This is a genomic window from Burkholderia sp. Bp8984 (genome assembly GCF_003853755.1).
Classification (GTDB): domain Bacteria; phylum Pseudomonadota; class Gammaproteobacteria; order Burkholderiales; family Burkholderiaceae; genus Burkholderia.
This window is the reverse complement of the sequence record NZ_QTQN01000039.1, coordinates 42,882-56,899: the sequence shown is the minus strand read 5'-3', so window position 1 is coordinate 56,899 and position 14,018 is coordinate 42,882. Positions and strand designations below refer to the sequence as shown.

Sequence of the window (14,018 nt, the reverse complement as noted above, 5' to 3'; positions counted from 1 at the left end):
CGGTGAGCCTTTACAGGATCCGACAACTTCCGACGGTGAGCATTTTCGGGATTCGAGTATGTATCCAGTGAGGGGGAGCCTGGTTGATGGCGCTCGCCTCACGTTCGGAACCATGCCGGGATCGCCGTGACCGAAGCGCGTTTGATTGTCGTGTCGACCGGCACAGGGATGCAATTCTTGTCCCGGCTGTCGGGATCCTGTACCGATTCCGATACAGGCCCAAAGGTAGAAAGCTATGAGGCCAAATGAACGGAGCAAGGGCCGGGGGTTTCGTCCGCGCACGGGTTACTGACTGAAAAGTGTCGGACGAGCCGGCGCGCGATAGCCGGAGACTTATCCACGGAAGCGCGGGCACAGACGCAAAAATAACCGCTTGCGGATGAATTCCGGTCATTTCTCACTGCCCTGAGGCGTACCCGCAGTATTCCTGTGCGGGTGTGATGGCCGTCGTCTACGGGTAATCCCGGACGGAGAAACCTCCCGCTGTGGGCATTTTCCGATCCCATAGATGGGAACCTATGTCCTGAAAACGCGGATTCCATCCCATAGGTTTCTACGTTTGAGCGCTTGTTAGTAGGTACTCACCCTCTTGCGAAGCCTTGTCAGGCCTGGGAGGCTCGCAGAATGAGGCCACATATCGGGGGATCCACAGGCTGTAGACCCGGATTGCTGTGCCAGTCGAGCCCGCTGGAGTCCCTTTGGTAGCGGTTTATGGGGGTTGTTTTTCTGCACAGGCACACGTGTGTTTACATCTTTGGTAAACAACGTTTACTTCTTTAACTACTTTTAGACGGCTCACAGCCTTGTCTGGCAAGGGTTTGACAGGTGTTCGGTACCCATTTATGGGAGCACAGGCGGAAGAGTATGGGGTTTCAGGTCTGTGGATTTGGGGAATCGGGTACCGCGTTATGGGAAATGGGGGTTGTGGATATGGGGCACGCGTAGCCTGTTATGGGAATTCGGCCCAAAAACACTTCAGGTAGCCCTCTATGGGGGAATCCATTGGTAGCCATTTATGGTGCGTTCCAGCTGATCGGTTCGTGCCGCCGGGCACAGCATTTTATGTGGGGTAGCCGGTTATGGGGCGGACTTCAGGTAGCCGTTTATGGGTGCCTGTATTGACCGCGTGATCTCGTTTGGCTCGTCCCTATGGTTGTGGCGTCCCATAAACAGGATCAGGCCGGTAGAAAGGTTACCTTCTGTGGGGGAGTCTGAAGGTAGTCATCCATGGGGAGCATTTTCGCCTGTCGGACACAGTTGAAGACACAACGCCACGCCGGTGGATTTCGACAGGTACCCATTCATGGGGCGTGTCGAAGGTAGCGCGTTATGGGAGGAACGCAGATCGTGTTGCAGGGCACCACGAATCGGGTTCGCCAATCCAGTTCGAGTCGATTGTTTCCCATGAATGGGTACCTTTGATAGGGCAAGTCCCATGCCGGATCCTGGCGACAAACCACACAGGTAGAAGGTTTTGGGAGCTATTTTTGACCCAAAGGTATATGGATATGGGGCTCCGAACAAATAGGAAAACCTAGGTTTTTCCTTTTGTGACTGGAACTTAGCATCGATAGTGAAAGTGATACCGTAGAAAGAGACGTTGCTCGGTGGCTGGAAAAGGTATAAAGTCCGCCATCAACACGGTCACCTTCTCCGGACATCACGATGCCGCGCAAGCCCGCAATCAAAGGCTCCGACAAGCAGGTTTCGCTATTTCAGACGCCCGAGCCTCCCGATCTGCTGCGCAAGGCGGTCCAGGCCATTCATATCGCTCCGAAGTCCGGAAAGATCGGGCTGCAGCAGCGCAAGATGTTCAGCTCGTTGATCAAGAATGCCCTTCGTCAGGAAGCGTTCGAGCCCGGCCGGACGAGCTTCTCGATCTCGATCGCCGCGCTCTCGCACGAAAGCGGGTTGAACAGCAACAACACGAAGTACGTGAAGGACACGGTCAACTCGCTGATCAGTACCGTCGTCAACTGGGACTACCTTGCGGCCGACCGCTCGACGGTGTGGAAGGCGTCGGGCCTGCTCGCCGGCGCCGAACTGGAGCAATCGGTGCTGAAGTACAGCTTCTCCGACCAGATTCGCAGCGAGCTGCTCAATCCGGAGATCTACGCGCTCATCGATATGCGGATCGCGCGCGAGTTTCGGCGCTCGCACTCGCTTGCCCTGTGGGAAAACACGGTGCGCTACGAGGGGATCGGCATCACGGCGAAGATTCCGCTGCCAAAATTCCGCGATCTCATTCTCGGTCAGGACAAGGCGTCGCAATCGTACAAGGAGTACAAGCTCTTCAAGAGCAAGGTCCTGGTGCCGTGCATTCAGGAGGTGAACGAAGTTTCCGACCATACGCTCGAGCTGATCGAACACAAGTCAGGTCGTAGCGTGGAGGCCGTCCAGTTCAAGGTGACGCGCAAGCAGAGCGCGGATACGGTCGAGGAAGGCGACGTCAAGAACGAAGCACTCGTCGACGAAGTCGCCAAGTTCGGCATCCCGCGTTCGGAAGCGCGCCGGCTGATCACGCAGTACGGTGTGCAGCGCATCAAGGCGGCAATTGCCTATACGCTCAATCGGACTACGAAGAAGAATGCCGCCCCTGTCGACAACGTGGCCGCGTATTTCCGCAAGGCGCTGACACACGGCTATACGCTGGCCGACGGTCAGGGGACCGAAACGGCCGCGCCGGCAAAGGAATCCGCGCAGAGCAAGCAGGAACAGATTCGCGACAAATACCTGGCGGCGAAGGTCGACGAAGCTGGCGCGTATTTCCGCGAGCTGGAGATCGACGACCAGACCAAGCTGATCGAGCGCTACAACGAGACGGTGGCCGGTTCGAAGGATCTCACGCTGTCGCCGAAGAAGAAGGCGAGCAAGCTGGCGCAAACCAGTTTCTTCCGTTGGCTGGCGATCGACACCTGGGGCGAACCGACCTCGGACGACCTGCTGGAATTCCTGCTGAAAAGCAGCCTCGCGACCAACTGATCAAGGCCTCGCAGCCTGGCATGCGCCGCGCGCCGGACTTCATCCGGTTGCGCGGTGCCGTGCAGGCGCGGGGCCTTTGTCTTGGCGCGGCTACTTTTGCGCGGCGTCTGCCAGTTCGGCGACGTACGCATCGATTACGGTCTTGAGGCGGTCGGCGAGTGCTTCCTGGTGAGACGCATCGACTCCCTTCAGTTGCAGATCCAGACGCCCGTCCGGATAGGTCTTCAGCTGACCGATCGCGCGTGATTCGAGCGCGAAATCGTGACGGACGCTGTAGCGCGTGCGCCCCGCCTTCTTGTTGCCGTCGCTCTGCGCGCGCAGGAAATTCTCGAGGTCGCGTACCGACTTTTTCCGGTCGATCACCGCGGTGAGCAGCCGGTCGGCAGCCGGTTCGCCCAGGCGCTCGAAAATCAGCTTCAGGAAGTACGCCGCCTGCAGGCCGACCACATCGTTCGCGCTGGCCATCCGTTCGAGCAGCGTGTTGGGCAGAGCGTTCAGCGACAGCGTCTTGCTGATCGATGCCTTGTCCTTGCCGATCTTTTCCGCGAGCGTGTTCTGGTCGGGGAAGACCTTTTCGTCGAGAAGACGCTTCCACGCGACCGCATCGTCGAAGATCGTCTGGCGCTCGTGGTCGTGGTTGGCGCGATACGCGATCGTATAGAGTTGCTCGGGCGTGTGGTCCGTGCGAAACGTCGCGTTGATCGTCTCGTCGCCGTTGATGCTCGTCGCGCGCAGGCGGCGTTGCCCGTCGATCACGACGAGCTTGCCGGGAAACTCCGGGAGCCGCGTGACTTTGATCGGCTCGATCTGCCCTTCCCGCTTCAATGTCAGTGCGAGCTCGTGCAGGCTCGATTCCGAATAGAACACGCGCGGGTTGAACGGGTTCGGGATGCAGTCCTTGACCGCGACTTTCTGCGGCGCGCCGAGGTCGATCGCGTCGGCGGACGTGGTCGAGGCGGGGGCGACGGGGGAAGCGGCTTCGGTGGCGGGATTCGACGCGGCCACCGGCTCCGGCAGGCGCGTTTCGAGCGCCGCGTTTTCCTGCGCGAGCCCGCGCAGCAGGCCGGCCGCGAGGTGCAGGTTGCCGGTCGGCTTCTTCTCTTTTGAGGTGTCCTTAGCCATGAGCGGCTCCGGTAGCGCGCGTCGACGCGATGTATTGGGCCATTTCGGTGACCAGCCGCTCGATTTCCGCGCGGGCTTCCTTCAGCCCCTTCAGGTATCGATTGTGATGATGGATCGTGGTGCCGAGGGCGAACGTCTGCCGGTAGACCTCTCGCTGCGCGATCTGGCTGTCGAGCAGATGCTCCCCTATTTCTTCAGCCCTTAGAATTTTTAAAATTTCTTCACGCATTTTAGTTTTTCCATTGACGCTATTCAGCATCAGCGCGGAAGACAAATTCGGGTTCCGAACGGCACGCATCGACTCGATCATCCGAATCATCGCGACGGTGCTGTACAGGTCGGCCGGGGACGGGGATAGCGGTACGAGGCAGAAATCGGCGACTTCCAGCACCGACGCAATGCGCGGGTCTTCGAGGTTGCCCGGGCAGTCCACGACGATCACATCGAAATTTGCATCCTGCTTCTTGATCTCGCCGCCGATGCCGCGACCGGCGGGGGCCAAAGACAGAACCGTCATCGGGAGCGTATTTTCCCCGCTTGTGACCCATCTGACTGACGTGCCTTGAGGGTCGGCATCGATCAAGGCGACTTTGTTGCCGCCAGCCTCGAAGGCCGCCGCGATATTGACGGAGATGGTCGTCTTTCCAGTACCACCTTTTTGATTGCTAACGGCGATCTTGAAAGCCATTAAATTCCTCCAAGGAGTTTTGCGTAATATATGCAGTTGTTGTTGAAAAGTCCAGAAAAGTGTTAGATAAACAGAGAAATTTTCTGATCAATGTGGTTGTCACGTGACAAGCAGGCCAAATGGCTAGCAGATTGTTTCTTGAGTTCAAATCAACTGAAAAATAAAAAACGGACAACACGTCGTTTGAGATGGTACGTGCCGATGGAGTGGTGGGGAATTCAGCGGCGGAAGCGACAAGAATCGCGGTGCGGTTTCTAAGGGTGATTTTGTTGTCGACCTGAAAATGCGGGGCAGGTTTTCCAACTACTTGCGAACTTGAACAGCGTCGGGATCTGCAGTTGTCACGTGACAAGCCGATGCGGATGACTAGGATCGCAAATCCCCGCCGACGGGGAGTATGCAGATTCGACGCGCGGTGGACTCGTGGGGATTCTTTCTTCCTCTTTCGTCATTGCCGCTGTTGCACTCAGATATGCTGGTGCTGGTGCTGGTGCTGGTGCTGGTGCTGGTGCTGGTGCTGGTGCTGGTGCTGGTGCTGCGACTGCGACTGCGACTGCGACTGCGACTGCGACTGCGACTGCGACTGCGACGGACGTGGTTGTTACGTGACAACCCGCCTCAGTTGTGATTCCGGGCGGGTTCGCTTGCACTTACTAGAAAACTTGCTAGCGTGAAGAAATCCGTGCGATAGGTGAAGTGACGTGGTCGATCGGACCAGGTCATGGATGGGGGAACCGTTCGAGTCGCATGGTTGTCACGTGACAACCGCTGAGGTCTCGTGTCGGAATGACCTGCTTCATACCGATGCGGCGTCTTCATTGGGGAGCCAAATTAGCGAGTTGGAACGTGCGAGTGATATGTGCGAGCGAGCGGTACTGGCCGGGCGGCTCGGCCATCCCCTAGCATTCTTGTACTGTGCGGGCTCTCGATCTCCCCACGGCATGTCAGATGGGAACTTTGGCGGCCATGATATGGCCCCAATAAATTGACCCCTGTCTGCGCTCCCCCTTGCCACGACGACGTGGCACGGGGAGGGTTGATATTCGGAGCTTTGTTGCGTCGACGAGTGATTCAATGGTGGCGGGTATCGACGTAGTTTCACGTATCCTGATCGCGCGACGGCTTTTGGGGCGAATTCATGCATGTCGACGAGGCGAGATGACGCGAATCGACAGGGTCGTGAAACATTTCTCTAAAACGGTTCGTCTCCGTAAACCCTTGTCTAGCAATCAGTTGCGCCACTTTCTTCATGTTGTTTCACGCGAACTGAACGTGATTGATGGGTAAAATGGGGGCGCATGGATCTCGAGCGTCCTATTGGGTTCAAGCGATGAAAAGTGAGGTCAAACCGTATCAATGAAAACGTGTTTTGTGGTTTTCAATACGTTTCGCTCTGCGAAGACAATCGACACGCCGTCGAACTGCGACGTCGCCGAACAGACCCGGGATTCAAGAGATGCAACGCCCCTCTTCATCGCCAGTTGTCACGTGACAACGCGCTGCCCCGGCGGTGCCGGATTGCGAATCCACGGGGGTTGGGAGAAATCGAAGCGGGCGCCGGGCCGATGTTGAATTTACCGGGCGTCCAAAGACTGCGTCGAACTAATGCTGATTCTGTAGACAGCCTCGGATGAACGTCTCCGAGGGGCTTGGCCAATGTCTATCGCAGCGCATACGAAACGGGGATCTGCAGAAACTGCATCAAGAAGATAAGGTGCATTGCCATCGTCGGGCCGGCCGTGTCTATCTGGATAGCGTGGAAGGTCAGATTTCCGGCCTCACCGACCATCAACCCCGTATCGCGACAAAAATTCACCGCCGCGACGTTCTCGCCCAGAAACCGTCGCGGCCATCGAACCTACTTCGTCGCTTGCGACGCGCAGGGTTGCCACCGGCGTGTCTTCGTTTCGGAAGTCTTTGCCGGCTCATCGACCGATCGCCACCACCGCTCGCCGCGATGCGGCTCATTCAGATCGAGTCGCTCGCCCATCCTGGGCGTTGATAGCTCGACGCCATGCACCATTGCCAGCGCGGTGACGCGTTCGAACGGCTCCTGCCAACGGTGCATCGCGAGATCGAACGTGCCATTGTGAATCGGCATCAGCATGCGACCGCGCAGGTCGATATGTGCCTGCACGGTTTCTTCCGGCTGCATGTGCACGTAAGGCCATTGCGGGTCGTATGCGCCGGTCTCGATCAGCGTCACGTCGAAGGGCCCAAGACGCTCGCCGATTGTCCGGAAACCGTCGAAATAGCCGGTGTCGCCGCTGAAGAACACGCGCAGATCGTCGTCGACGACGACCCATGACGCCCACAGCGTGCTGTTGCCGTCAAACAGGCTGCGCCCGGAGAAGTGCTGCGCCGGTGTCGCGATCAACGTCAGGCCGTCGACGTCGATGCTCTGCCACCAGTCGAGCTGCCGTACCTTCTGCGAGTCGATACCCCATTCGATCAGGCGGTCGCCGACGCCCAACGTCGTGACGAACACGCCGGTGGTGGCCGCAAGCGCGAGCACCGTGTCGCGGTCGAGGTGATCGTAGTGATCGTGAGACAGGATCACGCCGCGCAACGGCGGGAGGTCCTCGAGCGCAATCGGCGGCGCATGGAAGCGCTTGGGGCCGACGCGCCGGAACGGCGATGCACGCTCGGCAAACACGGGATCGGTCAGCCAGAACTCACCGCGCAGTTTCAACAATAACGTTGAATGCCCCAGCCGATACAGGCTGCGGTCGGGGGCCGCGTCGAGTTGCTCGCGGGTCAGTGAATCGATGGGCAATGCGCCTGTCGGAACCGTGTTGCGCGGCTTGTTGACCAGCATGTTCCATGCGATACCCAGCGTCTTGCCGAAGCCTTCGACCGGTCGCGGTGCGACGTTGCTGAAGCGTTCGCCGTTGTGCTGCGGCGACTCGCCGGACAGCGTGCGGCCACGCCTGGCGGCGGCGAAACCCAGTACGCGATGAAGAAAAACGAGAGGCGAAGCCATGTCGATTCGTCCGGAAATAAAAGTACACCGAGCAGTGTAGTTTATCCCTGGGAAAAGTAAACTCGGCGGTGTAAAATTTTTTGTATGGATACGAGCACCTCTCCTCAGCGCCTGACCGACCGAAAGCGTGCGGCAATACTCGCCGCGGCGATCGAGGAATTTCTCGCGGCCGGCTATGACGCAACCAGCATGGATCGCATTGCCGCGCGCGCCGACGTGTCGAAGCGCACCGTCTACAACCACTTCCCGGGCAAGGAAGCATTGTTCGCGGCGATCCTGCATCAGCTGTGGGACGCGACGCTTACCGCCGGCGCGCCGGCTTACTGCGCCGACGTGCCGTTGCGCGATCAACTGCTCGCGCTGCTGGGCCGCAAATTGCGGTTGCTGAACGACGAAGCGTTTCTCGCACTCGCACGCGTCGCGATCGGTGCGGCCATCCACTCGCCGGAACGCGCGCGCGACATGGTCGAACGCATGGGCGAGCGCGAAGAAGACGTGACGGTCTGGATTCGCGCGGCCGCGGCGGCCGGCCGGCTCACGGTGACCGATCCGGTATTCGCCGCGCATCAGCTGCACGGAATCGTAAAAGCGTTCGCGTTCTGGCCGCAGGTGACGATGGGCCAGCCGCCGCTCGGTGTGCGGGAGCAGAAGAAGGTCGCGGAAACGGCCGCCGACATGTTTCTTGCGTACTACGCACGTGCGGATCGCGATGGTGCGAGTGCCGGGCAGGACTGACCGCACATCGTGCGAAGCGCGGAGTGGAACAGGCGCGTCGATATACTCGATGTGCGCTGCGTCTGCCGCCTCGAAGAATCTGCCATTCGACAGCGGAAGAACGCAGGCCCGGGCACACACGTCGACGTAGTCCGTTTGAGCCGTACCGACGTGTGCGGCGGACGCATTTGAAACCGAACGCGAGCGAACCCCGATGAAGACGCTGTTGATCGTCTATCACACGATGACCGGAGGCACGCAGCAGATGGCCGAGGCGGCCGCGGATGCCGCGCGCCAGCAACCCGGCGTCGACGTCAGGTTGCAGCGTGCGGATGCGACGAGCGCGGATGACGTGCTCGCCGCCGACGCCTACCTCTTCGCGACGCCCGAAAATCTCGCCGCGATGTCCGGGCTGATGAAGGATTTCTTCGATCGCTGTTACTACGCGGCACTCGATCGGGTGAACGGCCGTCCGTATGCGGCGATGATCTGCGCAGGCAGCGACGGACAGAACGCGCTGCGCCAGATCGACCGGATCGCGACCGGATGGCGGCTCAGGAATGTGGCGCCGGGCCTGATCGTCTGCACCCATGCGCAGACACCGGAGCGCATCCTCGCGCCGAAGACGATCGGCAGCGACGATCTCGCGCGCTGCACGGAGATCGGCGCGGGTCTTGCCGCAGGGCTTGCTCTCGGCGTGTTCTGATTGGCGACGATCGAGCCGGCCGCCGCGAAGCCGCAACTGCGCGCAACGACCGGAGCGCGACGCCTCGTGTGCCGCATTCGATGACCGCGAGTGCTAGCGATGCGCACGATTCGCGGGACACCACTCCAGCGAACCGCATTGCCGTTCGCGGCAGCGACACCCAGCGATACCAAGCGACACCAACAGCTTGTCGATGCCCCGGTCAACCTTTGCCGATACTGGCGGCCCATGATGTTCGGGCCACCGGCTTTTCACGTGAAGCGCACTGAAGCGAGAAAGTGCGGAAAGCGACACTACGTAACGCGTGTGTCGATACCTGTCGAAAACACCGCCATAATGCGCGTCACGACTGCGCGGACGCCTTGCCTGCCACCCGGATCCGTCAAATCCGAACCGGTGAGTCAACCGACTGCCGCGCGTACCGGTATACTTCCACTCCTGCCTTTGTCCGGCATCGTGGCCGGGTGCCTGAAACAGTGGTGGTGGCGATGCGGCCCCGCAATGATCCGCATCGGTGGCAGTCGAGCCGCAGGCGATGCGGCGAACGCCGATGTGCGGAATGGCCGCACGAACCACACCTTATATTCCTGGTGGATTGAATTTATGGGTTTTGAACAACTTGCCGAATTGCGGGCGCAGCTCGCAGCCAAGGCCAAGCAGGAGCGCAACGCGAAGCGACCGGCTACGCAACCGGACGCAGGCGCGAAGCCGAAGTCCGGCGATCGGCCCGCTCGTGGGGCCAAATCGGGTGCCGGGGCCAAAGCGCCGTCCGGCGCGAAGCCCGCTTCGGCGAAGCCGTCGACGCCGGTCGATCCGGTCATCGTCGCAATCGGCAAACTGCAGCGCCGGTTCCCGCGCGCGTTCCCGAAGAATCCGGCTCCCAAGGTGCCGCTGAAGGTCGGTATCTGGGACGATCTCGCCCGCGAGGCGCAAGCCGTCGGCCTGAGCGAAGCCGAGCTGCGCGAGGCAATGTCCACGTGGTGCCGCGGCAATCGTTACTGGTCGTGTCTCGTCGAAGACGCGGTGCGGGTCGATCTGCAAGGTAACGAAGCCGGACGTGTGACGCATGACGACGCCGCGCGTGCGCGCCGGCTGAAGTCGCGTCGTCCGGGCAACAAGGGCGGCGCACAAGCAGCGAAGGGCGCACCGCAGCAGCCGAAGGCCGATGCACAGGCCGACGCCGCCGCGCCGCAGCCGGCAGCCGTGGAAGCACCGGCCGACGCAGCACCGCAGGCCGAGCAGCAAACGGCCGCGAGCGAGTAACACGCGATGCGTCGCCGCGCGATATGCGCGGTAACGCGCCGGCCTTCACCGCGCATATCGCGCATCACAGACGGACCGACCTGTCCTTGTCCGGGCGGGTCGGGACTGCCACCGCTGGCCGTACAGCCAGTCAGCCTTGCCCGATCAGCATCGAACTGCCAATCGAACCGACGACGAAAGCACGTCGGCGGACGCGGCTTGCGCAACGTGTCGCTTACGTCGGGCGCGCGGCGACCAGGCATCGGGGAGTGTCGGCGCGCATCATGAATGCACGGTGCCGTCCCATCCGGAGAACGATGCACAGGCGGGCGTCCCGTACGACTGCGTATCCGCGCTTGCGCGCAGACGATCGACGCATGCGCCATCGAGTGAGTGACCAACGCACATCCGCTTGCGTTCAATCACGATAATTCGTGTTCCTAATGTAATCGGATCGGCGATGAAACCCGGATTCGCACCCACGCGAATATGTCTCACGTGAACTGTTGTCAGGCGTGAAGTGCGGCCGTATTCGAGAGACGGACGTTGAGATGTCCGGATACGCCGCCGCGGCCGGCCGCTCGTCAGTTGGCGACCCGTAACACAAACGCGATAATCTCCCCGGCACGAATCGTCGGGCCGGCCTGCGTTGCCGCCCGCGCATGACGCGACAGGTACCTGAAAGCCTGCGCAATTCGTCCGACATTCCCCGACATTGAAAGGCACCGGCAAACCGCAAGCGCCACCGCATCGCACGCAACCTGCCGATTCCATACGCCCAACGCCAACGCCAAGACCGCATCATGAACCCGAGACATTCCGCGATTCTCGTCGCGCTCACCGCCGCCGCGCTGTTCGGCGCCGCGACGCCGCTCGCCAAGGCACTGATCGGCGCGATGTCGCCGTTCATGGTCGCGGGCCTGTTCTATCTCGGCAGCGGCATCGGCCTGGGCGTCGGGATCCTGCTGCGCGGGTTGCGCCGCCGCCGAGCGCCGGCCGAGGACGCAGCGCCGCTGCAGCGCGCGGACCTGCCGTGGCTCGCCGGCGCGATCGCGGCCGGCGGCGTCGCGGGTCCGGCGCTGCTGATGCTCGGGCTGTCGAGCACGCCGGCCGCCACGAGTGCGCTGCTGCTCAATCTCGAAGGCGTGCTGACGGCGGTCATCGCGTGGGTCGTGTTTCGCGAGAACGTGGATGTCCAGGTGTTTCTCGGCATGGTTGCGATCGTCGCGGGCGGCACGCTGCTGTCGTGGGTGCCGGGGCGCGCCGGCGTGCCGGTCGGCGCGCTGCTGATTGCCGGCGCATGCCTGTGCTGGGCGATCGACAACAACCTGACCCGCAAGGTCGCCGCGAACGATGCGATGGTCATCGCGTGCGTGAAAGGCCTGGTCGCCGGGCCCGTGAACATCGGCATCGCGCTCGCGACGGGTGCGTCGCTGCCCGCCGTTCCGGCCACGGCCGCCGCGATGCTGACCGGCCTCGGCGGCTACGGGATCAGTCTCGTGTTGTTCGTCGTCGCGCTGTGCCATCTCGGCAGTGCACGCACGGGCGCGTATTTTTCGGTGGCGCCGCTGTTCGGCGTCGTGCTGTCGTTGCTGATCTGGCCGGCGCTGCCGTCGGTCACGTTCTGGATCGCGGCCGCGCTGATGGCGCTCGGCATCTGGCTGCATGTGCGCGAACGGCACGAACACGAGCATGCGCATGAGCGGCTCGAGCATACGCACCGGCATCGGCACGACGAACATCATCAGCACGCGCACGACTTTCCGTACGACGGCGATGAGCCGCACACGCATCCGCACGTGCATCTGCCGATCACGCACAGTCACGCGCATTTCCCGGATATTCACCACCGCCATCGACACTGATCGCGCGGCACGGGCGCACGCCCCGCGCTGTGTGCCGCGCGCATCGCAAGGTAACCGTTTATGGGGCCGTCGCTCGTGTCCGCTGCACGGCTTCGGCGTCGATCGACGGGGCGAACCGTGGCGAGTCAGTCGTCCGTCTGAATCAACCGGATCAACGACCCGTCCGGGTCGATCAGCGCGCCGACGGTGCCGCCCCATGCCTCGCGTTTCGGCCGATGCACGCGCGGCCAGCCGGTCGTTTGCTCGGGAATGCCGGCGGCGAGCACTTCGTCGAAAAACGCACCGACGTCGGCGAGCCGGAAGCAGCAGCTGAACCAGCTCGTGGCCGGATCGAGACCGGGATGCAAAAAGAATTCCAGCAGCAGGTCGCCGCGCCGCAGGATCATCCAGCCGTCGTCGCGCCAGGTTTCGACGAAGCCGAGCTTCGCGTAGAAAAGCGACGTAACTTCGAAATCGCGCGACGGCAGATTGGGACTCGCAAAGTCGGTCAAGGCGGTTCCTCCAGTGGGCGCAGCGATCGAACGAACGCGCGGGAAAAACGTGCGGACGGATGTCGCGCATGGTCGGTCAACGATGCGCACCGGCAAGCCGCGCAAGCCGCCGCCGCGACTATCGTCCCGCGGGAAAGCAGAATCCGAAATCCTCGCAGCCCGGGCATCCGGGGGCGGGCCCGGGCGGCAGGCCGAGCGATGCGGCCGCTTCCTGCGCGAGGAATTTCTTCCAGCGCAGGTTCGCGACATTGCGTGCGGCGAGCGCGGGAAAATAGCGGTCGAGCAGCGCGGACACCGCGGCGCGTCCGTCGAGGTCGAGATCGCGCCACAGGTGATCGGGGCGCAGGCACGCATGCGCGATGATGGTCGCGACGCAGTCGGCATCGTCGCGTGCGACGGCGCAATGCGCATCCTGCATCAACCGCGCGTGCAGTGTCGCGACGAACTGCGCGTGCGCGGTCGGCAGCGGCGCGATGGCGGCCGCCGACACGAGCGCGGCGGCATCGTCCGAACCCAGGTGCGGAAACTGGCGGGCAAGCAGGCCGCTCAACCGTGCGGGAGACAGACCGAGCAGCGCGAGCTCGTTGCGGCATGCGCGTGCCGCAACGAGCGTGCCGAACAGACGTGCATCCGGAGAATCGGCGTCGGCCGCCCCGGCCAGCAGCGATTGCAATACGCGCTCATGCGCGTGCTCGAGCATGGACGTCATCGTGTGCGCCCGCGCGCCGGTCGAGCGTCGCACGCCGCTTGCGGGCGCGGCGCACGATGGATCGTCGGTGCGGTCGACAGGGCGCTCACTCGACTCCGACGATCACGCTCGACGCCTTGAAGATGGCGGACGCGGCCTTGCCGCTCGCGAGGCCGAGACGATCGACGCTGTCGTTGGTGACGATCGCGACGATCTCGGCGCCGCCCGCCGCCTTGATCACGACTTCCGAATTGACCGCGCCTTTCGCGATCGACGACACGGTGCCCGAGACGCAGTTGCGGGCCGACACCTTGCTGCCGTCGACGTCGACCATCACGATCACCGACGATGCCTTGACGAGCGCGAACGCCTTCGTGCCGGCCGCGAGGCCCAGCGATGCGACGCTGCCATGCGTGATCACCGCGACGATGTCGAGGCCGTCCTGGGTACGCAGCGTGATTTCGTCGTTGACCGCACCGGGCTTGACGGCGCCGATCTGGCCGGCGAATTGATTACGGGCGCTGGTTCGCATGATGA

12 protein-coding genes are annotated in these 14,018 nt (G+C 62.1%); 6 read left to right on the top strand and 6 right to left on the bottom strand.

Translation table 11 applies throughout. The annotated features are described in order from the left end of the window. Positions 1–1,665: 1,665 nt before the first annotated feature. Positions 1,666–2,982 carry a replication initiation protein gene (locus DID98_RS29960; RefSeq protein WP_124571905.1) on the top strand — a complete coding sequence of 439 codons (1,317 nt, stop codon included), beginning with the start codon at positions 1,666–1,668 and terminating at the stop codon, positions 2,980–2,982. Between the two features lie 90 nt (positions 2,983–3,072). Here DID98_RS29960 and DID98_RS29955 read toward each other — a convergent pair whose 3' ends face one another. Further along, the gene (locus DID98_RS29955; RefSeq protein ID WP_124523082.1) at positions 3,073–4,104 is read right to left on the bottom strand and encodes a ParB/RepB/Spo0J family partition protein; all 1,032 of its coding nucleotides are present in this window, start codon (positions 4,102–4,104) and stop codon (positions 3,073–3,075) included. After that, complete coding sequence (locus tag DID98_RS29950; protein ID WP_006759638.1) at positions 4,097–4,792, bottom strand: ParA family protein; 696 nt, start codon at positions 4,790–4,792, stop codon at positions 4,097–4,099. The genes DID98_RS29955 and DID98_RS29950 overlap by 8 nt, the downstream gene beginning before the upstream one ends. A 397-nt stretch (positions 4,793–5,189) precedes the next feature. Between DID98_RS29950 and DID98_RS35965 the strand changes: the two genes are divergently transcribed. Then, entirely contained in the window at positions 5,190–5,420 is a 231-nt protein-coding gene (locus tag DID98_RS35965) for a hypothetical protein (RefSeq protein ID WP_185640900.1), read from the top strand. Between the two features lie 1,230 nt (positions 5,421–6,650). Here the strand turns inward: DID98_RS35965 and DID98_RS29940 are convergent. Further along, positions 6,651–7,775 carry an MBL fold metallo-hydrolase gene (locus tag DID98_RS29940; protein ID WP_124571903.1) on the bottom strand — a complete coding sequence of 375 codons (1,125 nt, stop codon included), beginning with the start codon at positions 7,773–7,775 and terminating at the stop codon, positions 6,651–6,653. An 84-nt stretch (positions 7,776–7,859) separates the two neighbouring features. Here DID98_RS29940 and DID98_RS29935 point away from each other — a divergent pair, with 84 nt between their 5' ends. The 4 genes from DID98_RS29935 to DID98_RS29920 all read left to right on the top strand — a co-directional run bounded on the left by DID98_RS29935 (position 7,860) and on the right by DID98_RS29920 (position 12,302). Beyond that, positions 7,860–8,510, top strand: coding sequence for a TetR/AcrR family transcriptional regulator (locus tag DID98_RS29935; RefSeq protein ID WP_124489333.1), 651 nt, complete (start codon positions 7,860–7,862; stop codon positions 8,508–8,510). Between the two features lie 193 nt (positions 8,511–8,703). Further along, positions 8,704–9,195, top strand: coding sequence for a flavodoxin family protein (locus DID98_RS29930; RefSeq protein WP_124571902.1), 492 nt, complete (start codon positions 8,704–8,706; stop codon positions 9,193–9,195). A gap of 603 nt (positions 9,196–9,798) precedes the next feature. Beyond that, a complete protein-coding gene (locus DID98_RS29925; RefSeq protein WP_044849165.1) occupies positions 9,799–10,458 on the top strand; it encodes a ProQ/FinO family protein in 660 nt (219 codons plus the stop codon). A gap of 782 nt (positions 10,459–11,240) precedes the next feature. After that, complete coding sequence (locus tag DID98_RS29920) at positions 11,241–12,302, top strand: DMT family transporter (protein WP_124571901.1); 1,062 nt, start codon at positions 11,241–11,243, stop codon at positions 12,300–12,302. Positions 12,303–12,427: 125 nt separating this feature from the next. Here DID98_RS29920 and DID98_RS29915 read toward each other — a convergent pair whose 3' ends face one another. The 3 genes from DID98_RS29915 to DID98_RS29905 form a co-directional block, all read right to left on the bottom strand. Then, a complete protein-coding gene (locus DID98_RS29915) occupies positions 12,428–12,793 on the bottom strand; it encodes a bleomycin resistance protein (RefSeq protein ID WP_124571912.1) in 366 nt (121 codons plus the stop codon). Between the two features lie 118 nt (positions 12,794–12,911). Next, positions 12,912–13,502 carry a nitrogen fixation protein NifQ gene (locus tag DID98_RS29910; RefSeq protein WP_124571900.1) on the bottom strand — a complete coding sequence of 197 codons (591 nt, stop codon included), beginning with the start codon at positions 13,500–13,502 and terminating at the stop codon, positions 12,912–12,914. Positions 13,503–13,587: 85 nt separating this feature from the next. Continuing rightward, positions 13,588–14,013, bottom strand: a complete 426-nt coding sequence (locus tag DID98_RS29905; RefSeq protein ID WP_124571899.1) for a molybdopterin-binding protein — start codon at positions 14,011–14,013, stop codon at positions 13,588–13,590. Positions 14,014–14,018 lie beyond the last annotated feature (5 nt).